27 protein-coding genes are annotated in these 26970 nt (G+C 38.6%); 12 read left to right on the top strand and 15 right to left on the bottom strand.

The window, feature by feature from the left end:
* The first annotated feature begins 291 nt into the window (after nucleotides 1-291).
* Complete coding sequence (locus tag M1E96_RS17550) at nucleotides 292-636, top strand: DUF4156 domain-containing protein (RefSeq protein ID WP_272581283.1); 345 nt, start codon at nucleotides 292-294, stop codon at nucleotides 634-636.
* Between the two features lie 49 nt (nucleotides 637-685).
* Here the strand turns inward: M1E96_RS17550 and epmB are convergent, their stop codons facing one another.
* On the bottom strand, nucleotides 686-1714 hold the full coding sequence (gene epmB, locus M1E96_RS17545) for an EF-P beta-lysylation protein EpmB (RefSeq protein ID WP_272581282.1): 1029 nt from the start codon (nucleotides 1712-1714) through the stop codon (nucleotides 686-688).
* Nucleotides 1715-1758: 44 nt separating this feature from the next.
* On the opposite strand from epmB, the gene efp reads away from it, so the two are divergent.
* Nucleotides 1759-2325 carry an elongation factor P gene (efp, locus tag M1E96_RS17540; protein ID WP_070925414.1) on the top strand — a complete coding sequence of 189 codons (567 nt, stop codon included), beginning with the start codon at nucleotides 1759-1761 and terminating at the stop codon, nucleotides 2323-2325.
* A gap of 263 nt (nucleotides 2326-2588) precedes the next feature.
* Here the strand turns inward: efp and M1E96_RS17535 are convergent, their stop codons facing one another.
* From M1E96_RS17535 to M1E96_RS17495, 9 genes are all read right to left on the bottom strand, one after another.
* Entirely contained in the window at nucleotides 2589-3539 is a 951-nt protein-coding gene (locus M1E96_RS17535; RefSeq protein ID WP_140186386.1) for a 2-hydroxyacid dehydrogenase, read from the bottom strand.
* A gap of 14 nt (nucleotides 3540-3553) precedes the next feature.
* Nucleotides 3554-4861 (bottom strand): MFS transporter, encoded by a 1308-nt coding sequence (locus M1E96_RS17530; RefSeq protein WP_369427234.1) that lies wholly within the window; start codon nucleotides 4859-4861, stop codon nucleotides 3554-3556.
* Between the two features lie 92 nt (nucleotides 4862-4953).
* Nucleotides 4954-6102, bottom strand: a complete 1149-nt coding sequence (gene dgoD / locus M1E96_RS17525) for a galactonate dehydratase (protein ID WP_349489705.1) — start codon at nucleotides 6100-6102, stop codon at nucleotides 4954-4956.
* Nucleotides 6099-6716: a 2-dehydro-3-deoxy-6-phosphogalactonate aldolase gene (locus M1E96_RS17520; protein WP_349489706.1), complete on the bottom strand. Its 618-nt coding sequence runs from the start codon at nucleotides 6714-6716 to the stop codon at nucleotides 6099-6101. The genes dgoD and M1E96_RS17520 overlap by 4 nt, the downstream gene beginning before the upstream one ends.
* The gene (locus tag M1E96_RS17515) at nucleotides 6700-7575 is read right to left on the bottom strand and encodes a 2-dehydro-3-deoxygalactonokinase (protein ID WP_319067104.1); all 876 of its coding nucleotides are present in this window, start codon (nucleotides 7573-7575) and stop codon (nucleotides 6700-6702) included. The genes M1E96_RS17520 and M1E96_RS17515 overlap by 17 nt, the downstream gene beginning before the upstream one ends.
* Entirely contained in the window at nucleotides 7572-8261 is a 690-nt protein-coding gene (gene dgoR / locus M1E96_RS17510; protein ID WP_140182985.1) for a D-galactonate utilization transcriptional regulator DgoR, read from the bottom strand. The genes M1E96_RS17515 and dgoR overlap by 4 nt, the downstream gene beginning before the upstream one ends.
* Before the next feature lie 552 nt (nucleotides 8262-8813).
* Nucleotides 8814-9011, bottom strand: coding sequence for a YbdD/YjiX family protein (locus tag M1E96_RS17505; RefSeq protein ID WP_070925419.1), 198 nt, complete (start codon nucleotides 9009-9011; stop codon nucleotides 8814-8816).
* 26 nt (nucleotides 9012-9037) lie between these two features.
* Entirely contained in the window at nucleotides 9038-11131 is a 2094-nt protein-coding gene (gene cstA / locus M1E96_RS17500) for a pyruvate/proton symporter CstA (protein WP_070925420.1), read from the bottom strand.
* A gap of 338 nt (nucleotides 11132-11469) precedes the next feature.
* Nucleotides 11470-12378 (bottom strand): EamA family transporter, encoded by a 909-nt coding sequence (locus M1E96_RS17495; RefSeq protein ID WP_369427233.1) that lies wholly within the window; start codon nucleotides 12376-12378, stop codon nucleotides 11470-11472.
* A 264-nt stretch (nucleotides 12379-12642) separates the two neighbouring features.
* On the opposite strand from M1E96_RS17495, the gene sugE reads away from it, so the two are divergent.
* Complete coding sequence (gene sugE / locus M1E96_RS17490; RefSeq protein ID WP_272581278.1) at nucleotides 12643-12957, top strand: quaternary ammonium compound efflux SMR transporter SugE; 315 nt, start codon at nucleotides 12643-12645, stop codon at nucleotides 12955-12957.
* 486 nt (nucleotides 12958-13443) lie between these two features.
* Here the strand turns inward: sugE and M1E96_RS17485 are convergent, their stop codons facing one another.
* Nucleotides 13444-13776: a helix-turn-helix transcriptional regulator gene (locus tag M1E96_RS17485; RefSeq protein ID WP_349489707.1), complete on the bottom strand. Its 333-nt coding sequence runs from the start codon at nucleotides 13774-13776 to the stop codon at nucleotides 13444-13446.
* Between the two features lie 212 nt (nucleotides 13777-13988).
* Here M1E96_RS17485 and M1E96_RS17480 point away from each other — a divergent pair, with 212 nt between their 5' ends.
* The 9 genes from M1E96_RS17480 (at nucleotide 13989) to M1E96_RS17440 (ending at nucleotide 22648) form a co-directional block, all read left to right on the top strand.
* Nucleotides 13989-14765, top strand: a complete 777-nt coding sequence (locus M1E96_RS17480) for a hypothetical protein (RefSeq protein ID WP_272581276.1) — start codon at nucleotides 13989-13991, stop codon at nucleotides 14763-14765.
* Nucleotides 14766-14825: 60 nt separating this feature from the next.
* Nucleotides 14826-16001 (top strand): MFS transporter, encoded by a 1176-nt coding sequence (locus M1E96_RS17475; RefSeq protein ID WP_349489708.1) that lies wholly within the window; start codon nucleotides 14826-14828, stop codon nucleotides 15999-16001.
* A gap of 23 nt (nucleotides 16002-16024) precedes the next feature.
* Nucleotides 16025-16795: a helix-turn-helix transcriptional regulator gene (locus M1E96_RS17470; protein ID WP_369427232.1), complete on the top strand. Its 771-nt coding sequence runs from the start codon at nucleotides 16025-16027 to the stop codon at nucleotides 16793-16795.
* Nucleotides 16796-16872: 77 nt separating this feature from the next.
* Nucleotides 16873-18081: an MFS transporter gene (locus M1E96_RS17465; protein WP_319067098.1), complete on the top strand. Its 1209-nt coding sequence runs from the start codon at nucleotides 16873-16875 to the stop codon at nucleotides 18079-18081.
* A gap of 269 nt (nucleotides 18082-18350) precedes the next feature.
* Complete coding sequence (locus M1E96_RS17460) at nucleotides 18351-18491, top strand: hypothetical protein (protein ID WP_369427231.1); 141 nt, start codon at nucleotides 18351-18353, stop codon at nucleotides 18489-18491.
* Nucleotides 18492-18494: 3 nt separating this feature from the next.
* Complete coding sequence (locus M1E96_RS17455; RefSeq protein ID WP_369427531.1) at nucleotides 18495-19550, top strand: MFS transporter; 1056 nt, start codon at nucleotides 18495-18497, stop codon at nucleotides 19548-19550.
* Between the two features lie 161 nt (nucleotides 19551-19711).
* Entirely contained in the window at nucleotides 19712-20896 is a 1185-nt protein-coding gene (locus M1E96_RS17450) for an MFS transporter (protein ID WP_272581271.1), read from the top strand.
* A 19-nt stretch (nucleotides 20897-20915) separates the two neighbouring features.
* Nucleotides 20916-21683, top strand: a complete 768-nt coding sequence (locus M1E96_RS17445; RefSeq protein WP_349489709.1) for a hypothetical protein — start codon at nucleotides 20916-20918, stop codon at nucleotides 21681-21683.
* A 179-nt stretch (nucleotides 21684-21862) separates the two neighbouring features.
* A complete protein-coding gene (locus M1E96_RS17440) occupies nucleotides 21863-22648 on the top strand; it encodes a hypothetical protein (protein WP_272581269.1) in 786 nt (261 codons plus the stop codon).
* A 325-nt stretch (nucleotides 22649-22973) separates the two neighbouring features.
* On the opposite strand, the gene frdD is transcribed toward M1E96_RS17440, so the two are convergent.
* The 4 genes from frdD to frdA are packed head-to-tail and all read right to left on the bottom strand — an operon-like array spanning nucleotide 22974 to nucleotide 26276.
* Nucleotides 22974-23327, bottom strand: coding sequence for a fumarate reductase subunit FrdD (gene frdD, locus M1E96_RS17435; RefSeq protein ID WP_070929008.1), 354 nt, complete (start codon nucleotides 23325-23327; stop codon nucleotides 22974-22976).
* A gap of 15 nt (nucleotides 23328-23342) precedes the next feature.
* Nucleotides 23343-23738 (bottom strand): fumarate reductase subunit FrdC, encoded by a 396-nt coding sequence (gene frdC, locus M1E96_RS17430; RefSeq protein WP_319067092.1) that lies wholly within the window; start codon nucleotides 23736-23738, stop codon nucleotides 23343-23345.
* Nucleotides 23739-23752: 14 nt separating this feature from the next.
* Nucleotides 23753-24487, bottom strand: coding sequence for a succinate dehydrogenase/fumarate reductase iron-sulfur subunit (locus M1E96_RS17425; RefSeq protein ID WP_070929006.1), 735 nt, complete (start codon nucleotides 24485-24487; stop codon nucleotides 23753-23755).
* Entirely contained in the window at nucleotides 24480-26276 is a 1797-nt protein-coding gene (gene frdA / locus M1E96_RS17420; protein WP_140187597.1) for a fumarate reductase (quinol) flavoprotein subunit, read from the bottom strand. Before frdA ends, M1E96_RS17425 begins: the two co-directional genes overlap by 8 nt.
* Between the last annotated feature and the right edge of the window lie 694 nt (nucleotides 26277-26970).

Raw genomic sequence — 26970 nt, 5'->3', positions numbered from 1 at the left:
TTCAAGTTGTAGCGCTTTTTGTTAAGGTATAAGTGATTATTTTTGTTTGCCCCAATGATATCGTTTTCTAGGTTTCTGGCGGCTCACTCACTGGTTACCTAGCTGCACCTCGAATTATTTAGAGTATATAATTGGTTTGATGAGTAACGAGCAAAGGTATTTTACGCATTCTATGGTAGACTCTGTTTGCTGACGGGTATGGTTCAATTCAATGACACCGTTAATAACAGAAGAAAGGATTGAATGGTTCTCAAACCAACTGCAAAAACACAATGATAAATGAGGGAAAACATGCGAATTAAAGTATTGCTTGGTGCTGCTGCATTACTACTTTTAGCAGGTTGTTCGACAACAACTAATTTAACTGCCGCAGGCTCACAAGTTCGTTTTGTTGAAAACCAACCTGGTAGTGACTGTCAACTTCTGGGACAAGTCACAGGAACTCAAAGCAATTGGTTGAGCGGTGTTAATAGCGATTCTAGCTCTATGCGTGGCGCAGCGAACGACCTGCGTAACAAAGCGGGTGAAATGGGCGGAAACGTTATTTTTGGTGCATCTAGCCCAAGTGAAAGCATTATCTCTAGCTTCATCCCTGTGGATAGCAAGATTGTAGGCCAAGTTTATAAGTGCCCCTAAAATGAATATTTAACGCCCAGCTGCTTTATTCAGTCTGGGCGTTTGCATTTCAGCACTGCCTCAAATTTAGGTCGAGTAACGTTTTACTCGGCTCTCCCCCAATTTCTCGGGCTAATTTAGGGACGAGATAACCTGAAATTTTCCCTAATAATTGTTGAATCACTAAGCGAGCTTCTTGGTCACTCACTAAGAAATGGGCCGCCCCTTGTACTTTGTCTAGCACATGTAAGTAGTAGGGTAAGATCCCCGCATCAAACAGTGAGTTGCTTAAATTAGCCAATGTATCGGCATTGTCATTAATACCACGCAACAGTACACTTTGATTGAGTAATGTGACGCCTGCCTTTTTCAATTTTTGCATTGCACTACGTAGTTCATCATCTATTTCATTGGCGTGGTTAATATGTGTCACCATAATAGATTGTAATCGTGAGTCGGCTAGCCTTTGACATAAGCCATCGGTAATCCGTTCAGGGATAACAACGGGTAGGCGAGAGTGGATCCTCAGACGTTTAATATGCGGGATCGCTTCTAATTGACCAATTAGCCAATCGAGTTCATGATCTTTCGCCATCAGAGGATCACCACCTGAAAAGATGATTTCATTGAGTTCAGTGTGGTTTTTTATATAATCCACCGCTATCAACCAATTATTTTTGTTTCCCTTGTTGTCTTCATAGGGGAAATGACGGCGAAAGCAGTAACGACAGTTAACCGCACAGCCCCCTTTCACTAACATCAATGCGCGGTTGTGATATTTGTGTAGTAAACTGGGGATCTCATTATCTTGTTCTTCTAATGGATCAGTAGAAAAACCCGGATGGGTATCGAATTCTGCTCTTGCAGTTAATACTTGCAATAGCAGAGGGTCTTGTGGATCGCCTTTTTTCATGCGTGAAATAAATGGCCTTGGTACGCGTAATGGAAATAATTTACGTGCATCATTACCATCTTTCGATGCCTGATGGTTTTCTAGCCCCAGTATTTGTAGCAATTCATTAGGATTAGTGATTGCTTCAGCAAGTTGTTGTATCCAGACTTCTCTGGACAGGGTGTTTTGAGTTACAATATCGACCATTTTTTGGCTATGCCATTTTTAGTGTATAAATTTAGAGGATCTCCATGGCTACTTATAGTACCAATGAATTCCGCTCAGGTCTTAAAATCATGTTAGATGGCGAACCTTGTGCAATTCTTGATAGTGAATTCGTTAAACCGGGTAAAGGTCAGGCGTTTGCACGTGTTCGTATTCGTAAACTGATTTCTAACAAACTGTTGGAAAAAACATTTAAGTCTACTGATTCTGTCGAAGGTGCAGATGTCATGGATATGAACCTAACTTACCTTTATAACGACGGTGAGTTTTGGCATTTCATGAACAACGAAACTTTCGAACAGCTAGCAGCTGACGAAAAAGCGGTTGGTGATAACGCTAAGTGGCTGATCGACCAAGCTGAGTGTATTTTGACTCTGTGGAATGGCCGCCCAATCGCAGTGACTCCGCCTAACTTTGTTGAGTTGGAAATCACTGATACCGATCCTGGTCTGAAAGGTGATACTGCGGGTACTGGTGGTAAACCAGCAACTCTGAGCACCGGTGCAGTGGTTAAAGTACCTCTGTTCGTTCAGATTGGTGAAGTCATCAAAGTTGATACTCGTTCAGGCGAATACGTTTCACGTGTGAAATAATACCTGTTTGATTGAGATTAAAAAACCGTAATGCGTTAAATGGCCCCATAAAGTGGGACATTTTTAGTTAAGCGGCTTGTGAGAAGGCCTGATTTCGACATTTAGTCGAAGTCAGGCCTTTTGTCAAAAGAGAGAGTGATGATCCTGATATCCAAGAGATTGTTTGTGATGTTGCCTCGGATTATTCACCCTTCACAGGTTGTACAATTAAAAAAGCAACAAACTATCGGCTGAAGCAAAATAGCCTCTCGATAGGCATAAAATCACGATGCCATCATTTCTGGTATAGGCGTCACGAGAGCCTTACTTTCAACCCATTTAGCTATATTATCTAAAACCAGCCGTGACATAGCCATTCTGGTAGACCAAGTTGCGCTTGCCATATGAGGTGTAACAACAACATTATCACAGTGTAATAGACTTTCTGGCACATTAGGCTCATCACTAAACACATCTAATCCAGCACCAGCGATAATCCCTTGCTGTAACGCATTGACCAATGCAGATTCATCAATCACGCTGCCCCGTGATATGTTGATTAAAATACCATCAGAGCCGAGCGCTTTTAGAATTTTTTCGTCAATAAGCGCTTTGTTTTCTGAGTTTCCTGGTGTGCAGACCATTAAAAAATCGCTTTGAGAGGCTAAATCAGCAATATCTTTGACCCAAGGATAATTCACATCGGGAATCACTTTGTGGTCACTATAAGTAATTTGCATAGAAAAACCTTCACAGCGTTGAGCAATGGCTCTACCTATTCTGCCCATACCAACAATTCCGATTCGAGACCCCGAAACTTTTCGTGTCCATGGGAAATTACCTGCTTGCCAATGGCCTGCTTCGATAAATTTCTGTGCGGCAACAATTTTCCGTGAAGTTGATAGCATAAGCCCCATAGCAAGATCGGCAACATCATCGGTTAATACGCCTGGTGTATGGCTGACTGCAACATGATGTTCAGCTGCTGCGTGAATATCAACACCATCATAGCCAACACCAAAAACTGCGATAAGTTCTAATGACGGTAGGCTTTTAATCAGCTCACGAGTCACGGTTGATTCACCATTAGCAATCATAATACTGAATTCTTTTGCTAGTGTAGAAAACGCCTCAGAAGTGAGCTCGTTATATTCATAAATATCATAGATCTCTTTAAGTTTTTCAGTGAGCTGGCTAGGTAAATAGGCTTGTTTAAGTACTTTTAATTTTGTCATATCATTTTCTTCTATTAAGAGGTGAGAGCTGGATCTTCAGTAGCGGTATTTTTGTTTGGGCGAGCGACCACAATGCCAACAATTCCACCTAATACCAGAGCAATTGCCACAATTAATAAACCATAATGGTAGCTATCTGTAAGGTCTTTTATCTTGCCCAATAATGGTGGTAAACCTAACCCCACAAAATTCGCAATTGTGTTAATAAAAGCAATGGAAGCTGCCGCGGCGACACCTGCCAGTTTTTCTGTTGTAACAGCCCAGAAAATAGGTGTTAATGCAAAGTTGAATCCAACAGTCAGGACTAGCAAAATATATGAGAGTAATAAGTTATTACTGTAAATCGCAATTGCTAATGATATGCCTGCTAGAATCAAGGGTAATCCCATGTGTAGCGAACGTTCTTTAGTCATATCAGAATGACGACCATTGAGATACATAAATAAACAAGCAAAAACAAATGGGACAGCCGATAAGAGACTTATGACAAAATTACTTTGTTCACTGACAATGCTCTTCAGAATTAATGGTAAGAATAGTGTAATACCAATAGAACCAAATGCTTGCAAGAACCAAACTAAACTCAGCAATAGCACCACTCTATTTTTTAGTGAACTCAGCCATGAATGGTTTTTATTTACCACAACATCTTTATTATCTTCTTCTAGCTGAGTAATAAGCCATTTCTTTTCTGGTTCAGATAACCACGTTGCTTTTTCTGGGCTAGATGGTAAACGCCATAAAATAATAATCCCTAGAATAACGGCAGGTAGTCCCTCAATAGCAAACATCCAACGCCAGCCAGCAATATCAGCAATACCATGCATATTTAGAATTGATCCTGACATTGGTAAGCCAATAATCGATGCTAAGACAGATCCCATATAGAAAAATGACATTGCGCGTGCACGGTTACTTCTTGGGAACCAACATGAGATGTAATAAATAATCCCTGGGGTGAACCCTGCTTCAGCCATACCTAACAGGAACCTCATAACATAAAGCTGTGTGGGTGTTTGAACTAATGACATTCCCGCACTGACTAATCCCCATGTGATCATTATCCTAGCAATCCAGACTCGTGCGCCAACACGGGTCATAATAATATTGCTCGGAATTTCAAAAATAATATAGGAGATATAAAACATTCCTACACCAAGGCCATGCATACTTGCAGTTAACCCTAGGTCGGCATTCATCTGTAATGCTGCGATAGAAATATTGGTCTTATCAAGATTCGCAATAAAATAGCCAATAATGGCAAAAGGAATAATCTTACTATTTAATTTTTTTAGTGTAGAAGTATAGAGGGCGATGCTCATAAATTAGTACCTCATGAGTCTACCTTCGAAAGGAGAAAAACACCTGACGAAGACAAGATTAATATTGATAACTCAATGAATTAATTCAATTGTTACCACTCGGCAATAACACCATCTTCGAGGCGCCAGACAGGATTACGCCAGTCAGGGGCTTGTTTACTGAGTTCAATCACTTTTTCTTCATCAATCTCCACGCCAAGGCCTGGTTTCATTAATGGCATAAAGAAACCACCTTGCATGTTGAAATCGTCTTTATTTTTAACAAAATCAAGTAACTCTGCACCTTGGTTATAATGGATTCCCATACTTTGCTCTTGAAATATCGCATTGCGCGATATAAAATCAATGTGCAAACAAGCCGCTAAAGCGATTGGGCCTAAAGGGCAATGTGGCGCTAATGCGACATCATAAGCTTCTGCCATACCTGCAATTTTATAGCATTCAGTTATGCCGCCAGCATGTGATAAATCTGGTTGCAAAATCGCTAAGCCACCTGCATCTAGCACGCGTTTAAAATCAAAGCGTGAGTACATGCGTTCGCCTGCTGCCAATGGAATCGAAGTTTGTGCGGCTAATCGTGGGTAATATTCCGCTTGCTCGGCTAATACGGGCTCTTCAATAAATAAAGGACGGTATTGTTCTAACTCACTAATTAAGACTTTTGCCATTGGCGCACTGACTCGCCCATGGAAATCAAGCCCAAATTCAATATCATGACCAAATGCTTCACGTATTTGTGCCACAGTGGCGACAGCCGCATCGATTTTATGGTGACTATCAATTAATCCCATTTCTTCGCAGCCATTGAGTTTGAAAGTATCAAAACCAATGTTTCGTAATTTTTTTATTCCATCAATGACTTCCGCGGGTCTATCTCCACCCACCCAGCTGTAAGCTTTGATTTTATCGCGTACTAAGCCCCCCATAAGCTGCCAAACAGGTGCATTCAATACTTTGCCTTTAATATCCCACAGAGCTTGGTCAATACCTGCAATGGCACTCATCATAATAGGGCCTCCGCGATAGAAGCCTGCGCGGTACATGACTTGCCATAAATCATTAATACGAGCAGGATCTTGACCAATTAAGTAGTCACTTAGCTCATGGACTGCGGCTTCGACTGTACGTGCTCGGCCTTCAATAATAGGTTCTCCCCAACCAACAATACCTTCATCAGTTTCAATTTTTAGAAACATCCAACGCGGGGGCAAACGATATGTAGTAAGTTTTGTGATCTTCATTCCACTGCCTCTCGATACGCCTTAACAAATGCTGCTGCCTGTGTTCCCGTGCGCTCAATGGATTGATTAGCACGATAAAGATCACTACCTAATCCAGCACCCGTACAGCCTGCCTCTATCCATTGCTTTAAGTTTTCAGGTGTGACACCGCCAACAGCAAAAATAGGAATATCTGGTGGAAGTACTGCTTTTAGTGCTTTGATGTATGTTGGCCCGAAGGTTGAAGATGGAAATATTTTTAAAGACTGGGCACCTGCATCAAGTGCAGTGAAAGCCTCCGTTGCTGTAGCGCATCCAGGACACACTGTCATACCGAAACTGACAGCCCTACGGATCACCTCTGGCTGTATATTTGGCGTAACGATTAGCTTACAACCCATATCAGCAAGCTGATTGACTTGCTCAGGTTTAAGTACTGTTCCTGCCCCAATAAGAGCCTTATCACCATAAGCGTCTAAAATGGCAGGAATACTTTTTTCCCATTCGGGGGAATTCAGCGGAATTTCAATTGCATCAAAATCTGCCTCAATAATGGCACCGACATGTGCTATAGCATCTTTTGGGGGAATACCTCGCAAGATGGCTATAAGGGGAAGATTAGTTTGCCACTGCATGAGCAATGCTCCTTATACCTGTTAAAAATGCCGTCTCTCCAGAAACGACTGAAGATTTGCGTCCTATTGCACCGAATGCCTGTTGGTAGCGGTTTGATAGCGCATCTCCAGCCACGATAGTGATCTGCTTATCATCAAAGTGTTGGCTCATTGACATCACTTCAGCACCAATTAGCAGACCAGATAAAAATTCGCTCACGTGCTCTCGCGGTAAAGTTCCTAATAGATGAGAAGCACGTACTTCAAAGAGCTGCGGCAAAATTAAAGGCGTAGAAAGACCTTGCTCCAATCCCGTAGTAAAAGCATCAGCACAGCGTTGTTGCTCTGGCAGACCAGCCCCTACTAACGAATGGTGCAGTAGCAAATAATGTAATTCACCCGTTATGACGGTTCGAAAATCAAGGATTTGCTCACGGTCAGCCTGAACCCATTTACAGTGAGTACCAGGCATCACATAGACAGAAGATGGAGAGAGTGCATGCGCGCCAAGTAATTGAGTTTCTTCTCCTCGCATTACGTTGTGATTATCTTCACGAGAAACACATAAGCCAGGAATGATCCAAATATTGTCGCTAACAGAGGTTAATTGCTCTCCAATTGCAGTGAAATGAGTGGGAACAGATAAATAAGGAGCAACTTTCCAACCTACATTACTCCCAACCATTCCCGCCATAATTACAGGGGTGGCACTATTTCGCCAACTTCCTATCATTTCTGCTAACACCGTTTGAGGAGATTTCCCATTCAGACGCGTAATACCTGCTTCTGATTGTTTACTTGCTAGACATTTGTCATCTTGATAAAGCCAAGCACGTAGATTAGTCGATCCCCAGTCAATTACGATGTAGCGAGCTGTCATGTGATTTCCTTTAGCCTTTGTGTTGAGCTTGCGATCATCGTCAATGCCGCTTGCTCTGCCGCATCACTGTCTTGATGCCGAATTGCATCAAACAGCGCTTTATGTTCTTGGAGAGTTTTTGGCATGTTGCCTTCATCACCTCGCCAAGTCCGTTCAAATACCGCTCGTTGAAGTGAACTGATCGCAACATTGAGCTGTTGTAAAACTGGGTTATCGACCGACTTCAAAACCGCTTCGTGATAGCGAATATCCGCTTCGTTAAAAGCTTCTCTGTTTTGATTGTTGGCAATCATGTCATTGAGCGCTGATTCAATTTCAGCTAAATCGCTTGAGGTTGCCCTTTGAGCGGCCCAACGCGCTATGGCTGGCTCAACTAAATTCCTCACTTCACTCATGGCAGTAATAAGCCGTGGGTCATAGTCGTGTTCGAGTACCCATTGCAAAACATCTGTATCTAAGTAATTCCATTGGTTTCTTAAGGCAACGTATGCCCCAGAGTACCGTTTGATGGTGATTAGTCGCTTCGCAAGCAGCGAGCGAAATACTTCGCGAATAATGTTGCGTGAGGTTTCAAATTCCTCACATAAATCAGCTTCTGCGGGTAATGCTGAACCTGGCACGTACTTACCGCTGATAATTTGTTTCCCTAGCGTAATCACGATGCGATCAGTTTTGTTGAGAGTCATATGTCGTCCTTATGCGTTATATGTACTGCTCTACTTTACCATTTACGCTGAATTCTTCTTCAATTTTGTAGTACCAATATACTTATTATTCTTCATCATTTTTCATGATTGTAGTACAATTTGTAATTATTGCACTACGATAATGATCACAAAAGAAACAAAACTCGCGCAAAAATACTAAAAATGCTTTATTAGCTAAAAATTAGCGTGTGTATTTTCTACGGCTTTGTAGTACAGCTGATGAATGGAATTGGCTGATGGCGAAGGGATAAATAAGCTAAAAACGCCCTAGATAACGGTAGTGCTTCCGAGGAGTTTTGATCATCACGATCCCAAATAGCGCCATTAACTGAAGAAAATAGGTGATCGTGAAAACAAGAATTACCTAAGAGTGTTGATGGTAATCACATGCAGTGATGGAAGGATTTGCTTGTGATCGTCATTTTTAAATTGTGATTATATTTTGCTATAAAAAGACCCCCAGTATTGGTTATCCAACCACTGAGGGCCATTTCAAACATAACAGTTTTTTGTACTTAAATTGGTATTAACTCAGCAGCACTTAAAACCACCTTTGCCGCCATAACGAGCATCTTGGCGATCTTTAAAGAACTCTTCATAGGTCATCGGTGTCTGATCTGGATGATTAAGCTGCATATGTGCAACATAATTATCATAGTCAGGCACACCAATCATCATTTTTGCAGCTTGCCCTAAGTAGCGAGCTGCATTACCAAGTGAACCAAACATATTTACCTCCTAACTAGTCAAATCAACTAGTGGTGTCGTGTATTTGCTACAATTTCTTTATAGTTAGCAGGCATAGGCTCATAGGGGACTTCATTGGCGCTAGGCTCAGAGGTGTTTAATGCCTTCAAAGCCGTACGGATTGAGAATAGTGCGAGTAGCACTACAACAATCATAAAGAAAATAGTTAGCCCAGCATCTAAACGGTTATTAAAAATCAATTGTACTAGCTGTGACTCGGTATATTGAGATGGAATATTACCACTATCAATCATTGCTTGGAATTTATTGGCAACAGCTAAGAAACCAACACGAGCATCTTCACTGAAGGTTTTCTCCCATCCAGCAGTCATAGTACATATCAGTAGCCATGCGGTGGGGACTAAAGCAACCCAAGCGTATCTCTGACGCTTCATCTTGAACAGAACCACTGCGCAAAGCATCAGAGCCATACCCGCAAGCATTTGGTTGGCAATACCGAACAGAGGCCATAGCGTGTTGATACCACCGAGTGGATCGACAACCCCTTGATGCAAGAAGTAGCCCCAAGCTAGGACGCACAATGCCGTTGCGATAAGGTTTGCAGGTAATGAATCTGTACGTTTCAAGGAAGGAGAGATTACGCCTAATAAATCTTGTAACATAAAGCGTGCGGCTCGTGTTCCTGCATCTACCGCAGTCAAAATAAATAATGCCTCGAACAAGATAGCAAAGTGGTACCAGAAAGAAACATTCATTAACCCACCAAGGGCACCATGAAGAATATAGGCCATACCTACAGCGAGTGTTGGCGCACCCCCTGCACGAGAGATGATACTTTTCTCTCCGACTTCGTTGGCAATATTAGTGAGCTGATCAGGTGTGATGTGGAAGCCCCAGCTACTGACAACTTGCGCAGCTGACGAGACTACGTCTTCTGTTCCGGCTGGCGCTAGCATGGCTAATGGGCTGTTCATGGCAAAATAAACACCTGGGTCAATCACACAAGCTGCAACCAGCGCCATGATAGCAACAAAAGACTCCATTAACATTCCACCATAGCCGATAAAACATGCTTGGTTTTCGTTAGCCAACATTTTAGGGGTGGTGCCCGATGCAATCAGTGCGTGGAAACCGGATACTGCGCCACAAGCAATAGTAATAAATAAGAATGGGAACAAATCACCAGCCCAAACAGGACCAGTACCATCAATAAACTTAGTTAGTGATGGCATTTGCAGATTTGGATTTAAAATGAGAATACCGATTGCGAGACCGATAATGGTACCAATTTTTAAGAATGTTGAGAGGTAGTCACGCGGTGCCAATAACAACCAAACTGGCAAGACCGCTGCGATAAAACCATAGCCAACCAACATCCACGTTAATTGTACGCCTGTATAATCAAAATAAGGTGCCCACGTTTCACTTTCAGCGACCCAGCCTCCAGAGATGATCGCAAAAACCAGAAATATTAGGCCAATAATTGAAACTTCACCAATTCGGCCTGGGCGGATATAGCGGGTGTAAATTCCCATAAAAATGGCGAGAGGGATGGTGAAGGCAACGGTATAAGTACCCCAAGGGCTATGAGTTAAGGCTTTTACTACGATCATCGCAAGTACCGCAAGGATGATCACCATAATCATAAAACAGGCGATAAGTGCTAAAATTCCCGCCGTATTTCCCATCTCTTCTTTAACGAGTTCGCCAAGAGAGCGACCATCGCGCCGAGTTGAGACAAAAAGCACCATAAAATCTTGAACAGCACCGGCTAGTACGACTCCAGCCAGTAACCATAGCATACCGGGTAAGTAGCCCATTTGTGCTGCCAAGACTGGCCCTACAAGTGGCCCAGCTCCAGCGATCGCGGCAAAATGGTGGCCAAATAAGACTTTTTTATCGGTAGGTACATAGTCTAAGCCATCATTGTGGCGAATTGATGGAGTCATACGTGTTTCATCGACTTGCAGCACTTTTTTGGCAATAAACAACCCATAGTAGCGATAAGCGATTAAATAGACACAGACAGCAGCAACCACTATCCATAACGCATTTATTTGCTCGCCTCGATTTAATGCGATGTAACCGAGCGCAAAAGCGCCAAGTACCGCGAGCACAATCCAAATTAATTGTTTACCCATAGCCACCCCATCCGTTTCATAATCAAACCGTTATCAATTATTGTGATGCTAATGACACATATAGCTTGAGTTAGCAGAAAGGCAAAATAGCTAAAACGTGAAACCATCCCGTAAAAGTAAATAAATTTAATAACTGCAATTAATATCACTAATTTATAGAAATTTTCTGGATTTTATTTTGTTTTAAGCTAAAGAGGTAGGTGATGCTTATTGATAATGCTGAATGAATAAGTAAAGTTAGAGTAATAAACTAATTTGGTTTTCTAATAGTGAAATCAAGGCTAGAGTATTTAACGTGCTAAATAGGGGGAGGAATTTCCCCTATTTTTATATATGAATTAGGCTTTTCTTAAGTATTGAATTAACTTTTTCCCAAATAAGGTAATAATTAGTCCCATCATAATTAATGTTAGCCCAGCAATTTGTATGCTATTAATATGCTCATCAAGGAATAATGCACTACTGCTTAACCCAAATAATGGAACGAGCAATGAAAATGGTGCTACTTTCCAAGCTTCATAACGGCCCAATAAAACCCCCCATAACCCATATCCTACAAAAGTAGACAGGTATGCAAGGTAAATGATGGTACCAAAAACAGGCCAATTAAAACCCGCTAGCCCTTGGCTAATGGCTTGCTCACCTTCGAAAATCCATGAACTGACAAAAAAAGGAATGATTGGGATCAATGCGCTCCAGCTAACTAATGAAAGGGCACTGCATTTCTCTTTACCTTGATTTTGCATGATCATTCTATTGGTAATATTTCCACAAGCCCATGAAAATCCAGCAATTAATGTAAATATCAAGCCTAATAGTGGAATATCATCTAAACTACCCGTTGTTGCACCTTTGGCTAAAATCGTGAGTCCAGCAACAGCAATTAGCATCCCAATAAAATGGGTAATTTGCAGGGACTCTTTTAAGAGTATGGCACCTAACAGCAAAGTAAAAAAAGCTTGCGACTGGAGAATAACAGATGTGATCCCAGCTGGCATACCAACGCGTATCGCACAGAATAAGAAAGCAAATTGGCCAAAGCTAATCGTTAGCCCATAGATTAGTAGTAGCTTTAGTGGAACCTTGGGGCGCTTAAAGAAAAAAATAGCGGGGAACGCAACAAACAAAAAGCGTAACGCGCCAAGTAATAGAGGAGGGAGTGCTGTTACACCGAGTTTAATGATAACAAAGTTAACGCCCCATATAATAACCACACAAAGTGCCAGTAATATATCTTTGAAACTCATGCCATTTCTCAATAGTTGCCATCTATAAGTTTTCTACTCTACTCTTGGACGAGGCAATCGGCGATAGAAAAGGTGCTTTCAAGTTAAAATAAAGTAAAAATAAGTTAATTGTTATGGTAAATAGTGGTTAATTTGTTATTTTTTTATCTCTTGAGCTAGCAAATTCGAATATTTATAATATTGTTTCACATGCGTTTTCAGGACGACCTGAATATTGACGCTTTTAATTAATGGGGACGACCCCGGCTATTATGGAAGAAAAGAGTGGCTTGGATCATCCTTTTGTGTGCAGGTTTATTAGAAATTGTTTGGGCAGTAGGTTTAAAGTACTCTCATGGTTTTACTCGTTTGACACCAAGTGTTATTACTGCGATCGCGATTATTGCGAGTATGGGGTTACTTGCCACAGCCATGCGTGATTTACCCGCGGGTACTGCATACGCAATTTGGACTGGTATTGGTGCTGTGGGCACGGCGATTGTAGGGATTATATTCCTTGGTGAATCGGCGAATATATTCCGTTTGTTAAGCCTCGGCTGCATTGTGATTGGCTTAATTGGTTTGAAACTCTCTAGTTAGCAACCTCTAATAATAAGTGAAATACAAACCTTGTATTTTACTTATTATAGTACTTTTCTTGCATGTTATTTTTAATCTGATTGCATTTATACTCGTCATACTTCAAGTTGTAGGGCTTTTGTTAAGGTATAAGTGACTACGCTACGCTCCCCGTCTATCTTCACTTGTCGCCTACCTGCAACTCGAATTATATGGCTGTTCTGCGAGTGGTGATCCTTTTTCTCATTAATCCATGTTGGTATATAAATAATCTCTATTTTCATATTGCTGTGATAGAAAACGATCGTTAGCGGCTACGGATGATTTAGCTAGCGATAAGAGCAAATGTTAAGAACTGTATCAGCTGCTCCTAGCTGGTAAGCTTTGGCCAATGTTTATCAAGCATATTGGGAGGAGAACGGTGAGGGCAGTATTGTATATTGCTTTAAAGAATAGTGATAAGAGAATCAAACGTATGATCAGCTTCTTTTAACCTAATGCTAATAATTAAATATAATTAGACGCTTGCTGTAAATAAAACACCCAAATCAACGATTTATTATTGATTGATTTGGGTATGATTTTATATTGTGTTTTCAGCATATCGCAATATTCAATTTTTACCTTGTGATGTTTTTCAATATAACGAGAAGGCCATATATCTGCGGGTTGTAAATCTAAGAAGTCAGCAATAATTTTTTCGCCTTTAGGCCAACGGCGAGCAAGAGCATTACTCAATGTGGATGAATTTAATCCAGCAAGGCGTGATACTGCGGAGAGTGATGAACCTTTTTTCTTTATTGCCGCAATGATATCTGCAGGATGCCAATCTTCTTTCATGATACCTCCATTTGTTATTGAATAATTAAATGTCAAATATAATTATTCTTTGTTTAATTAAATGTACTAGTGCTTTTTTGTTAATAATAAAAATAAACAAAGATTAATTATTTTTAAATATTTATAAATAAGGACTGTGAATCTGATTTTTGATGTGCTAAAGATATATCTCCTTTAATGTGAATAATTAATTCTAATTGATGGGGGGTAAAATGAATATAGAAAACAAATCATTGGAAGAAATATGTACTAATTTCACTCGATATTTTTCTTATTATTTCGATTGGAATGATGTAGATGTTACTTTTTTCCATGTTAATTTGGCTAATAAAGAAATTCATCATATATCTAACAATTACGAATGGTTATTAACTTGCTGGGAGGACGATCTCGATCTGCATTTAAGTGAAAGGCTCTCTCCAGGTTTTCAGTATTGGAGTAATTATTCGGAAATTTATGAAAAAACGTTAGCTAAAACAGAAAAAAGGAATGTAAAACTGGATATTTGCAACAAGTATGGCAATATTTTTGAGATAATTTCAATTAATTCTAAGAAACTGCTTTCATTAGAAAATACCTTGGAAATTTATCAAACACGTCCGATTATAGCCGACTATGCACGTAATATATGGTTTAAAAGAGAAAATATCATTTTACCGGTTAGAGCAGGGATCCCATCATCTTATAAAGCAATAAAAGAGATTAAAAATAACCCTAAAGATTTATTGGATACATATCATCATATGAGATTTGGCAAGATTCGTTTTACACGTAAAGAGATGGTTACTATTGGATTATTTCTATCTCATTGCAAAATAAAAGAAATCAGTACAATTCAAGGTTGTTCAGACGCATCAGAAGTTAAGCGAATTCAAAACATTAAGGACAAATTAGGCTGTTCTAATGCTTCTTCAAGTGGTTTATTTAAGGCTCTTAAAAATCATGGTATCACGCAAGCATGTTTAGGTATTTTAGTTAATTGTCCATAATGAAATTATTTCAATTTCCAATGAAACGCTTATATTAAAAATATAAATTTAGGATAATATATGAAATGGAAAATTCGATTCGGTGCTGCGTTAGGAAATATGTTAGAACATTACGATATTGCTGTTTTTGCAGCAGTTTCAGTGTATCTTAGCGCTGAACTGAAACGTTTGGGTTATCACCAAGCGACAGAAATAGTCTGGGGTATTTTTGCACTACGTTATATGATTAGGCCTCTTGGTGGCTATATTATTGGGTGTTATGCGGATAGGGTAGGTAAAAAGCCAGCACTCATTCTGACCACAGTCATTACGGGGGTGGCCACATTCTGTATGGCTTTAATTCCTATTGAAACTCTTGGTGTTTATACACCAATTGTAATATTTATTCTTCAGGTAGCCCTTTCTTTTAGTTTTGCGGGTGAATATCCATCATTAATTACCTATTTATTTAGTGGAGCAAACAGTAATGAAAGTTCAAAAGTGTCTACACTTTCTGCTGGGAGCTCATTATTGGGTTTTTTTATTGCTTTTGGATTAGTTTTTGTATTAGAAAAAATCATAGAGCCTGAGTTAATGCAATCTATAGGTTGGCGGATTCCTTTATTATTGGGGATTGTAAATGTTCTTGTGAGCTTTTGGTTTAGAGCAAAACTACCAGACCAACCTATAATAAAAACTGATCATACTGTAGTAAAATGGCGCAATTGCTTTTATGTTTTTCTAATTGCAATCCCATCAAGTGCCACTTTTTATACACAGAGCATATCTCCATCTTTAGTCTCTCAGTATTTTAAAAATCCTGAACTTAAACGTATTTATGGAATGCTATCAACTGGCTTACTATTAGTCGCAATGATTATTTGTTCATGGCTTACTGACAAATATAGTAAACCTGAAAGAGTTTTTAATATGGGGGTTATGGGATTAGTTATTTTTTCTATACCCATTTATTATGCTATGAATAATGGAAGCTTTGAAACTATTTTGGTATCACAGTTTTTTATTACCATATATATTTCAATGATTTGGTGTAATGTCGCCGATCAATTAGTTAGAGCCTCTGGTGGGGAAGTCACAATACTTGGCGTTGGATTTAATTTGACAGCGACTCTTGTCGGTGGAATGACACCATTAATTATAAGTTATTTAGTTGATATTAATCTGATTTATGTAGGTATGTTTTTATCGTTATGTGGATTATTCCCATTAACATTGAAAATGCTAAAACTAAATTAGTTTCAATGTGTAAGGATGAAATTATGGATATAAAAAATAGTTCAATAGAAAAATCATGCTCGAATTTATCTAAAGAGTTTTATAACTGTTTTGATTGGAATGAAATAGATATCACGGTTAATCATTTAAATATAAAAAAGAAAGAAGTTTATATTATATCTAATAATTATGAATGGCAATTAATGTGTTGGGATGATGATCTTGATTTATTAGTTAATGAGAGATTAAATGCAAGAATACAATATTGGAGAGATTATTCTGAAGCTTTTAAAAGAACATTAGAAAGAGCGAGTAAGAGAAAGTTGAAAATTGATTTCTGTGACATACATGGCGATGTAATTGAAATTATGACAATAAATTCGAAAAGTGAAATTCCCCCTTTAGATATAATGAAGATTTACCAATATAAACCAGTAATTGTTGATTACGCATATAAAATATGGAGGAATAATCCAAATGTCACTTTACCATTAAGAGCTAAAATAGAGGAAGTTCCTATTGAATTATCAAAAGGTATAAAACAAAAAAGTAAGCTAATTGATATACATGGATACATGCGATTTGGTAACATTCGATTTACGCGAAAGGAATTAATTACAATACGTCTATTTTTATCCCATTATCAGATAAAAGAAATTAGTGCTATTCAGGGATGCTCTGATGCATCAGAAATTAAACGGATTAAAAATATTAAAGAAAAATTAGGGTGTCCATATGTCTCTTCAAGTGGCTTATTTAAAGCATTAAAAGAGTACGGCATAACACTAGCTTGTCTAGATACGTTTATTATTTAGATTTAATCAATGCATGCGGAGTCATAGATTGAGCATGAAACATTATATTATTCAAAGTGATGAAAAGGGAAAAAGGTATGAAATGGAAATTTCGATGCGGCGCTGCCTTGGGCAATGCACTTGAATATTATGATATTGCTGTGTTTGCAGCAATATCAATGTATTTGAGTGCAGAGTTAGAGCGTTTAGGATATTCACAAGCAACAGAAATGGTATGGGGAATTTTTGCTTTACGTTTTTTAATTCGTCCTATAGGTGGCTATATAATAGGGCGCTATGCAGATAGGGTTGGAAAAAAACCAGCGTTGATCCTAACTAGCTTGATTACCGGTATAGCAACACTTTGTATGGCATTTTTACCAATCCAATGGCTTGGTCATTATACACCTATAGCTATTTTAATTATTCAAATGGCTCTTTCGTTTAGTTTCGCGGGCGAATACCCTTCTTTGGTGACTTATTTGCTCAATGATGTATCTTCAACGGAGCGATCACGAGTCTCTTCTCTAGCCTCAGGTAGCTCATTATTAGGCGTTATTATTTCATTAGGGTTAGTATTTATATTAGAAAAATTATTAAGTTACGAAATGATGCAAGCCGTGGGGTGGCGTATTCCTTTACTGGTTGGGGCTGTTAATATTGCGGTTAGTTTTTGGTTTCGAGCTAAATTACCTAATCAACCTGTCTCTTCAGAAGGTTATCAGTCAATAGATTGGTCACGTTCACTATATGTTTTTTTATTAGGCGTGCCGGCAGCAGCAACTTTTTATGTGCAAAATATTTCCTCGTCATTAATTATCGAACACTTGCAATTAGATGTATATAAAAATACTTATGCAATAATTTCATCTAGTTCCTTATTGTTGATGATGATTACATGTGCGTGTCTAACTGATAAATATAGCTCATCAATTAAAACATTCAACATTGGGGTTTGGGGAATCGTTATTCTCTCTATACCTATGTATTACATTATGCAAAGTGACATTATTGAGCTTATTATTATAGCTCAATTAGTGATAACGGCATGTTGTGCAATGATTTTATGTAATGCTGCCGATCAAATGGCTAGTGCTTCTGCTGGGAAAGCAACAACTCTTGGAATTGGCTTCAATTTTACAGGAGTGATAATTGGCGGAACAACACCATTAATCATTAACTATCTAGTGGAGCTACATTTGGCGTATGTAGGGGCATTTATTGCACTTTGCAGTTCAACTGCTTTATTAGCTAACTTTATAAAAAAGAAAACGGCCATGATAAAAAAATTAAGCTTAAATACATAAAATATAATTTAAATATTAAAGTCTGATATATTATTAAATAATACAAATTTCAGATAGGCAACAAGCGAGGACAGTCGGGAGAATATAGATAAACTCTGTGAGTATAGCCTAGTACCTTATATTTTAACGAAAATTCCTGAAACTTGAAGAATGATGCGTATAGAATAATAGATTTTATAATATACGATATTTAATAAATAAAGATATTAACTACAAATTGTAATAGTATTTTTTAATCAATATTTATCTATGGATATAGGATATTAAAAATGAAATGGAAATTTCGATTTGGTGTGGCTTTAGGCAATGCGCTTGAATATTATGATATTGCCGTATTTGCGGCGATATCCGTGTATTTAACGGCAGAGTTAGAGCGTTTAGGGTATTCACAAGCCACAGAAATGGTATAGGGAATTTTTGCTTTACGTTTTTTAATTCGTCCTATAGGTGGATATTTGATAGGGCGCTATGCGGATAAAGTAGGAAAAAAACCAGCATTGATCCTGACAAGCCTAATAACAGGAACAGCAACACTTTGCATGGCATTATTACCTATTCAATGGCTTGGTTCTTATACTCCAATAACTATCTTGTTCATCCAAATGGCACTTTCATTTAGCTATGCAGGCGAATATCCATCATTAATTACCTATTTAATCAATGATACCCCAGATAATGAGCGTTCTCGGTTATCTTCTCTATCGGGTGGAAGCTCATTATTAGGGGTCGTTGTTTCATTAGGTCTAGTATTCACATTAGAAAATATTTTAACCCATGAAATGATGCAAACTATAGGTTGGCGGATCCCTTTGTTTTTAGGAACTATCAATATAGCGATTAGTTTTTGGTTCCGAGCCAAATTACCCAACCAGCCTGTAGTCCCAATGCATGAACGATCTATAGATTGGTCTCGGGCATTGCATGTATTTTTAGTGAGCACACCAGCAATGGTCACTTTTTATGTACAAAATGTTTCATCATCATTAATTGTTGAACACTTACAATTGGGTGATTATAAAAATATTTATGGCATGATTTCGGCTAGTTTATTATTAGTCACTATGATTGTCTGCTCATATCTAACAGATAAATACAGTTATTCAGTAAGAGTATTTAATGTTGGTATTTTTAGTGTGATTATTTTTTCTATACCTTTGTATTTTATTATGCAGAGTGGCGTTATTGAACTAATTATTATTTCTCAATTAATAATAACAGTTTTATTTTCTATGGTTTGGTGCAATGTCGCTGATCAAATGGTTAGAGCTTCTGGTGGGCAGGCGACAACGTTAGGTATTGGTTTAAATTTAAATGGCGTGTTAGTTGGAGGGATAACGCCATTAATTATCAGTTACTTAGTTGAATTTAATTTAACCTATGTCGGTGTATTTATTGCATTATGTTGCTTGACGGCAATGCTATCAAATGTTTTGCAAAATAAAGTGATGATACTGAAAAATCAAAGCTAACTATATGAGGTATAGAAAAAAGATAAAAAATTAGGTTGCCCTCATGTCTTGCCAAGTCGTTTATTTAAAGCATTTAAAGAGCATGCATGACGTTGGAATACCTCGACATTAGTGAGTCTAACTTAGTAACACATATCAATTGAATACTAGGGAAATAGAAAATGAAATGGAGATTTAGGTTTGGGGCTGCACTAGGCAATACATTGGAGTATTACGATGTTGCCGTATTTGCCGCGATATCTATGTATTTAAGTGCTGAGTTAGAACGTTTAGGATATGCTCAAGCAACCGAGATGGTATGGGGAATATTTGCATTACGCTTTATTGTCCGTCCTGTCGGTGGTTACGTGATAGGACGTTACGCAGATAGAGTCGGCAAGAAGCCTGCTTTGATATTAACGAGTTTAATTACAGGCACTGCAACGCTGTGTATGGCTTTATTACCGATTGAGTTATTGGGGGCTTATACGCCAATGGCGATTTTGGTTTTACAAATGGCTTTATCCTTGAGCTTTGCAGGTGAATACCCCTCTTTAATCACATACTTATTTGCAAGCACAACTCATCATGAGCAAGCTAAAGTATCATCAATTATTAGTGGTAGCTCAGTTCTAGGCGTTATTCTTTCGCTGAGTTTGGTTTTTATTTTAGAACGAGTTTTAACACCTGAAACAATGCAGTCTATAGGGTGGCGGATCCCTTTGCTACTTGGCGTTGTCAACATAGTGATAAGTTTTTGGTTTAGAGCTAAATTACCTCATCAGCCTCTGGTAGCAAAAGAGGAACAGGCAATTAATTGGTTACAAGCTAGTCATATTTTTCTGCTGACAATACCGGGTACGGTTATTTTCTTCGCTCAAAATATCTCCGCTTCTATTATTATTGAAAAAATACAGATTACAGATCTAAAAAATATTTATGGCATAACACTATCGTGTTCATTATTAATATGTATGTTGCTATGTGGTTGGTTGACAGATAAATATAGTTCACCAGAAAAGGTATTTAATTTGGGTGTATCGGGAATGATAATTTTATCAGTTCCTCTCTATATTGCGATTAGTCATCACTCTGTCATCTTCCTCATACTTTCTCAGACTATTATGACTATTTATGCAGCGATGATCCTCTGTAATTTTTCTTACATGCTATCACAAGTAGCGCAAGGAAAGGTTGCGACATTAGCATTTGGTTTTAATATTGCAGCGACAGTATTGGGAGGGATTACACCTTTAGTTATTAATTATTTAGTTGAAATTAATTTACTTTTTGTTGGTGTTTTTTTAGCTTTTTGCGGTGTAAGTCGATTTGTGGTTTATCGATTACCTAAATCAACATTAAATTAAAATTATATAAGAGGTTGTCATGGATATAAAAAGTCATTTATTAGAGAAAACATGTTTGAATTTAAAAAAAGAGTTTATTAATCATTTTGATTGGAATGATATTGATGTAACTTTCTTTCGTGTGGATGTTAAAAATAGAAAGATTTATATTATATCTAATAATTATGAATGGCAATTGATTTGCTGGGATGATAATTTAGATTTACTCCTTAAAGAAAGACTGAAACCAGGAATTCAGTATTGGAATAATTATTCTGAATCGTTTAAAAGAACCTTAGCGAAGGCGGATAAAAGAAATCTAAAAGTTGATTTTTGTCAGAGTAAAAATGACACTTTTGAGATGATAACAGTTAATACTAATAGGCAATTTTCGTTATCGGATATGGCTAGTATTTATAAGTATCGGCCAATAATCTCCGATTATGCATATCAAGTATGGAAGAAAAACCCAGATATTGCTTTACCGATGAGAGCGGATATCCCACTTCCTACCAATAATTTTGATAGTAAACGAGACGAGCAACTAATTAATCATCAATATATGCGTTTTGGTGATATTCGTTTTACGGCTAAAGAAATGTTAACGATCAAAATGTTATTATCTCATTGCCGAGTGAAAGAGATCAGTTATATCCAGGGTTGCTCTGAAATGTCAGAACATAAACGTATTCAAAATATTAAAGATAAGTTAGGTTGCCCTCATGCATCACCGAGTGGTTTATTTAAAGCTTTAAGAGATCACGGTGTGACATTGGCATGCCTTGATACGCTGATTGATTTTCCATGATATAGAAATTCAAGGGGAATTTTTATTGCATATTTTAAAAATAAATAGAGTGATAAAGTTATCAAGAAGTACATGTATGAAAATTTTTTAGTTAATTATTATTAGTTATGGTTTTTATGCTAATTATTACTCACAATTTATTTAAATTTTAATTAATAAAGTGATAGAAAAGGATTTTTATGAATATCAGATATCATGCATTAGAAACGGCTTGTTCAAATTTTAAAAAACATTTTGAAGATTATTTTGATTGGAATGATATTGATTTGAATTTTACGAGTATTGATATTGAATATAAGGAAGTTAAAATTATTTCAAATAATTATGAATGGTTATTAACCTATTGGGAGGATGACTTAGATCTACTGATAAGTGAAAGGCTAGAAGTTGGTTTCCAATATTGGGATGGTTATACCGAGAGTTATAGAAATACATTTGCAAAAACAGAAAAAAATGGTTTTAAAATTGATTACTGCAACAACTATGGAAATGTTTATAAGATCTTATCTATTAGTTCAAAAAGAGTTCTTTCGGTTGATGAACTTATGGATATCTACTTTCATCGCGCAGATATCTCAGATTATGCACACCAAACATGGCAGAAAAATCAAAGTCTGGCTTTACCATTAAGAGCCAATATAGAAGCGAGACAGTTTTCGTTATTAGATGACGACCAACAGCGAGCTGGGTTAATCGATACTCAGAAATTTATTCGTTTTGGCAATATATCCTTTAACTACAGAGAGGCAGTAACACTGAGATTACTGTTATCAAACTGCCGGATTAGTGAAATTAGTGTGATGCAAGGGTGTACAGATGCTATCGAGCTAAAACGAATTCAACGTATTAAAGAAAAACTAGGTTGTTCTGATGCGTCACTTGAAGAACTGCGCAAGACAATGACCGAACATGGAATAATATTAGTTGGGTTAGAACGGCTGGCCAGTTTTTATAAATATTATTAATTAAAAATAATATCTAGACTGTGTTGATATTTGTTTTATTCGCTTAACATTTTCAGTACGGTCTATATTTTATGATTTCCACTAGGTTTAACTTAAATATTAAGGTTATTGCCATGGATATAAAGAATGAAATCTTAGAAGGTTCTTATGATAATTCTTTAATTGGCATGTATTTAACGTATGTTGGTGGTTTTGTTGCTTTATGTTATTTGACATTATTAGTATCAAATCGGCTACCGAAACCGCAGACTGCCTAGATAATAAAAAAGCAGCAGTTAGATATGTATCTAGCCGCTGCTTTTATCAATAGGTACTTATGTGTTACTTACAGTGTAAATACACCAATCACTGCAATTACAGAAATGATCGCTGAAGCACCATAGAAAACCCATTTTGACGCAGGGACATGCACTTTAAAGTCATGCAGTGTGTGGTGAATACGGTGCATACCACACCATACCGGCAAAATGATCATCAGTAATAAGAACACTCGTCCAATAAAGCTGGAGCAGAATGCCATAATGCGTTCATAGCTGAGCATTTCTGGTGCGACACCTAGTGGAATTAAAATCCCAAGTAAGATAATAATTGCAGGGCCAATCACCGCGCTCCACATACCACCGGCACCAAATAATCCCCAGAAAATCGGTTCATCGGAACGTTTAGGCGTTAGATTCATCTGATCCTCCTTGGATTAAAATAGTAGCGCGATGGCTAAAATCGCAGCGGTAACAATAATGGTTAATGCCCAAAAGCCTTTTACAATTGGCTCATCTGGCATTTTTTTATCTTTAACAATAATCGCGACAGCTTTCGGGGCTAACTTAAACCATGTCGTGGTATGTAGTAGTGTTGCTGCTAACGTAATAATGTTAATGATCAAAACGATTGGGTTATGCAAGAAACCCACAAAGCCAGCCCATGATTCAGGGCCACCTTTCAATGCAAATACACCGTATAGCACCAGTAGACTGAACCAAACTTGCAGTACGGAAGTACTTTCACGCATGATATAAAAGCGATAAAAACCCAGCTTTTGCCACCAGTCGCCTTTCATTTCCCTGACGTAGGGTTTACGTTTTGTTGTCATGACTTCAATTCTCCTTATCGTGGCTTCAGCATGGCGATAACAAGGTCTTGTGCACTAGCTACTTTACCTTGTTGAATTGCCGCAGCAGGGTCGACATGCTTAGGACAGACTTCAGAGCAGTAGCCTACAAACGTACAGCTCCAGACACCGTTATCACCATTTAACAATGGCATACGTTCTTTCGCACCATGGTCACGGTTATCAAGATTGTAGCGCTCTGCTAATGTGATCGCAGCTGGCCCAATAAATTCAGGGTTTAGTCCGAATTGTGGGCAAGCTGCGTAGCATAGGCCGCAGTTAATACAGCCAGAGAACTGATGGTATTTTGCCATCTGTGCTGGGGTTTGCTTATTTGGCCCTTCTGACGGCTTTCTATCGTTACCAATAATATAAGGTTTGATCGCCTCTAAGCGTTCGATAAAGTGAGTCATATCAACAACCAAATCGCGCTCGATTGGGAAGTTACCTAATGGCTCGACTTTTAACCCTTCTGGATAATCACGTAAGAATGTTTTACAGGCCAGTTTTGGTACGCTGTCAACCATCATGCCGCAAGAACCGCAAATCGCCATACGGCACGACCAGCGGTAAGACAGATCAGGCGCAAGGTTATCTTTAATGTAACCTAAAGCATCCAGCAACGAGGTTTGCTCATCATAAGGGACATCATATGCCACTAAATGGGGCTCATTATCCGTTTCTGGATTGTAGCGCATGATCTCCATTTTTAAGTGTTTCATATCATCCATTAGCTTGCTCCTTCTTTGCCTTGTCTTGAGCTTCAGCTTCTGCACCATATACACGTTTTGCTGGCTGAGATTTAGTAATCTTCACATCACTGTATTCAAGGCGAGGTGCGCCTTCGGGATTATAGAATGCCAATGTGTGTTTTAAGAAGTTCACATCATCACGCTCTGTGCAGCCTTCGTCGAGACGTTGGTGTGCACCACGTGACTCTTTACGGTTAATCGCAGAATGAGCCATACACTCGGCAACATCCAAACCAAATCCGAGTTCGATGGTGTAAAGAAGATCAGTATTGAAGACGCTACTATGGTCACTAATCTCAACGTGTTTAAAGCGCTCTTTCAATTCAGCGATCTTATCAACAGTTTTTTGCATTAGCTCAGGTGTACGGTAGATACCGCAGCCTTCTTCCATTGATATTCCCATTTCATCACGAATTTTCGACCAACTTTCTTTACCTTTTTGGTTGAGAAGTTGATTGAGATTTTCTTCGATATCGCGAGTACGTGCTTCGATAGCGCTTGCATTCGCAGGTGTGGCTTCCGCTGCATGTTTTGCAGCTTGCTCACCGGCTAAGCGACCAAATACCACCAGCTCAGCTAATGAGTTGGAGCCTAAGCGGTTTGCACCGTGCAGACCGACTGATGAACATTCACCAACAGCGAATAGGCCTTTGATGCGAGTCTCACAGTTTTGATCTGTTTCGATACCACCCATTGTATAGTGAGCTGTTGGACGCACAGGAATTGGGTCGGTGACAGGGTCAACACCAACGTAAGCTTTTGCCAGCTCGCAAATAAATGGTAGACGTTCATGGAGTTTTTCTGCACCTAGGTGGCGGAGATCCAGATAGACGACGTCACCACGGTGAGTGCTGATAGTGCGTCCAGCACGCCATTCGTGCCAGAAAGCTTGTGAAACTTTGTCTCGTGGACCTAGTTCCATATATTTATTTTCAGGTTTACCGAGAGGGGTTTCTGGTCCCATTCCGTAATCTTGAAGATAACGATAACCATCTTTGTTAACGAGGATCCCACCTTCACCACGACAACCTTCAGTCATCAAAATCCCTGAGCCAGGAAGACCTGTTGGGTGATATTGAACAAATTCCATGTCACGCAGTGGCACACCATGGCGGAAAGCCATCCCCATACCATCACCCGTCACAATACCGCCATTGGTATTGTAGCGATAAACACGGCCAGCACCACCCGTAGCCATAACGATAGAATTTGCGCGGATCTGAACTTTGGTGCCTTCCATCATATTGAGGGCAACCAGACCGCGTACTTGGCCTTCATCCACAATGATGTCCAGAACGAAATGTTCATCAAAGCGCTGAATTTGTGGGTATTTTAATGATGTTTGAAAAAGAGTATGAAGCATATGGAAGCCGGTTTTGTCAGCAGCAAACCAAGTACGTTCAATTTTCATTCCACCAAAGCGGCGAACGTTAACTGAACCATCTGGTTTACGGCTCCAAGGGCAGCCCCATAGTTCCAGTTGGGTCATTTCTGTTGGGCAGTGTTCGACGAAATATTCGACGACATCTTGCTCACACAGCCAGTCACCACCTGCAACAGTATCATTAAAATGATAGTCATAGGAGTCATGAGCCTGAGTCACTGCGGCTGATCCCCCCTCTGCGGCCACGGTATGGCTACGCATAGGGTAAACTTTTGAGATCAGAGCAATCTTGATGTTGGGATTTGCTTCTGCGGCAGCAATCGCTGCACGTAAGCCTGCGCCCCCGGCCCCGATAATCGCTAGATCGGCATTGAAGGTTTGCACTGCGCTTCTCCATTGTTCAAGTGTAAATTGATAAATTCTTTTAAATACTTTTGATACTTAGCTATTTATTTGTCAGCACCAGTGAATACCGGTCTGCAAAACTCTCTTTTTTAATTAGTAAATAATATAATAGCTAATAATGACTTATCATGCTGGGAATTATAGCGAATAGTACCGGAGATAAATTTGATATAGAGGGGGGTTTTAGGTGATTTACTCCATAAAGTGTGATCTGAACCAAGTTTTTGCTAATTGTTTTTTCATGATTAGCATTTTAAGTTTAATAAAGAGTAAAAAAATGGAAATTCAAATGATTACCATTATTTTTCGGTGAGTTGGCAGCGTTAAAATCTAATCGAAATCGTTCTCATCGCGAGAGAGAGCATAAATTATTATAAAAATTTACCCAAATTGTTTTGTTTATTCTAAATGTGTAATTATGAGATGAAAAGCCAATATTAAAATATCTAATTTTGATATTTGTGTTCTTTCTGTGATGACTTTTTAGAATATTTTTTAAGATCTCTTATTTATAACATCACATTAACATTATATAAGAAATAATCATGTTTTTACCTTGAAGGCATCTATGACTTACGATTATGCGAAAAGGTTTTTTGCTTAATCGGTTGAAGCAGAGGATAATCGCGCATCAATTCGCTTGCCTTGTTACATTTTTGTGTGCCTACAGCGT

Origin of the sequence: Providencia sp. PROV236, from assembly GCF_033676985.1 — a bacterium.
GTDB classification, from domain to species: Bacteria; Pseudomonadota; Gammaproteobacteria; order Enterobacterales; family Enterobacteriaceae; genus Providencia; species Providencia manganoxydans.
Note: the sequence above shows the minus strand (reverse complement) of the source record. Positions and strands in the feature narration are given on the sequence as shown.

What these genes read in the sequence shown, in the direction of transcription:
- M1E96_RS17440 (WP_272581269.1), top strand. Translation starts at nt 21,863, where the DNA reads ATGAATATCAGATATCATGCATTAGAAACGGCTTGTTCAAATTTTAAA.
- dgoR (WP_140182985.1), bottom strand. Translation starts at nt 8,261, where the DNA reads ATGACTCTCAACAAAACTGATCGCATCGTGATTACGCTAGGGAAACAA.
- M1E96_RS17465 (WP_319067098.1), top strand. Translation starts at nt 16,873, where the DNA reads ATGAAATGGAAATTTCGATGCGGCGCTGCCTTGGGCAATGCACTTGAA.
- M1E96_RS17520 (WP_349489706.1), bottom strand. Translation starts at nt 6,716, where the DNA reads ATGCAGTGGCAAACTAATCTTCCCCTTATAGCCATCTTGCGAGGTATT.
- frdD (WP_070929008.1), bottom strand. Translation starts at nt 23,327, where the DNA reads ATGAATCTAACGCCTAAACGTTCCGATGAACCGATTTTCTGGGGATTA.
- M1E96_RS17470 (WP_369427232.1), top strand. Translation starts at nt 16,025, where the DNA reads ATGGATATAAAAAATAGTTCAATAGAAAAATCATGCTCGAATTTATCT.
- M1E96_RS17460 (WP_369427231.1), top strand. Translation starts at nt 18,351, where the DNA reads ATGAAATGGAAATTTCGATTTGGTGTGGCTTTAGGCAATGCGCTTGAA.
- M1E96_RS17505 (WP_070925419.1), bottom strand. Translation starts at nt 9,011, where the DNA reads ATGTTTGGTTCACTTGGTAATGCAGCTCGCTACTTAGGGCAAGCTGCA.
- M1E96_RS17480 (WP_272581276.1), top strand. Translation starts at nt 13,989, where the DNA reads ATGAATATAGAAAACAAATCATTGGAAGAAATATGTACTAATTTCACT.
- M1E96_RS17495 (WP_369427233.1), bottom strand. Translation starts at nt 12,378, where the DNA reads ATGAGTTTCAAAGATATATTACTGGCACTTTGTGTGGTTATTATATGG.
- M1E96_RS17530 (WP_369427234.1), bottom strand. Translation starts at nt 4,861, where the DNA reads ATGAGCATCGCCCTCTATACTTCTACACTAAAAAAATTAAATAGTAAG.
- M1E96_RS17535 (WP_140186386.1), bottom strand. Translation starts at nt 3,539, where the DNA reads ATGACAAAATTAAAAGTACTTAAACAAGCCTATTTACCTAGCCAGCTC.
- frdC (WP_319067092.1), bottom strand. Translation starts at nt 23,738, where the DNA reads ATGACAACAAAACGTAAACCCTACGTCAGGGAAATGAAAGGCGACTGG.
- cstA (WP_070925420.1), bottom strand. Translation starts at nt 11,131, where the DNA reads ATGGGTAAACAATTAATTTGGATTGTGCTCGCGGTACTTGGCGCTTTT.
- dgoD (WP_349489705.1), bottom strand. Translation starts at nt 6,102, where the DNA reads ATGAAGATCACAAAACTTACTACATATCGTTTGCCCCCGCGTTGGATG.
- M1E96_RS17515 (WP_319067104.1), bottom strand. Translation starts at nt 7,575, where the DNA reads ATGACAGCTCGCTACATCGTAATTGACTGGGGATCGACTAATCTACGT.
- M1E96_RS17425 (WP_070929006.1), bottom strand. Translation starts at nt 24,487, where the DNA reads ATGGATGATATGAAACACTTAAAAATGGAGATCATGCGCTACAATCCA.
- epmB (WP_272581282.1), bottom strand. Translation starts at nt 1,714, where the DNA reads ATGGTCGATATTGTAACTCAAAACACCCTGTCCAGAGAAGTCTGGATA.
- efp (WP_070925414.1), top strand. Translation starts at nt 1,759, where the DNA reads ATGGCTACTTATAGTACCAATGAATTCCGCTCAGGTCTTAAAATCATG.
- M1E96_RS17445 (WP_349489709.1), top strand. Translation starts at nt 20,916, where the DNA reads ATGGATATAAAAAGTCATTTATTAGAGAAAACATGTTTGAATTTAAAA.
- M1E96_RS17485 (WP_349489707.1), bottom strand. Translation starts at nt 13,776, where the DNA reads ATGAAAGAAGATTGGCATCCTGCAGATATCATTGCGGCAATAAAGAAA.
- M1E96_RS17550 (WP_272581283.1), top strand. Translation starts at nt 292, where the DNA reads ATGCGAATTAAAGTATTGCTTGGTGCTGCTGCATTACTACTTTTAGCA.
- M1E96_RS17450 (WP_272581271.1), top strand. Translation starts at nt 19,712, where the DNA reads ATGAAATGGAGATTTAGGTTTGGGGCTGCACTAGGCAATACATTGGAG.
- M1E96_RS17475 (WP_349489708.1), top strand. Translation starts at nt 14,826, where the DNA reads ATGAAATGGAAAATTCGATTCGGTGCTGCGTTAGGAAATATGTTAGAA.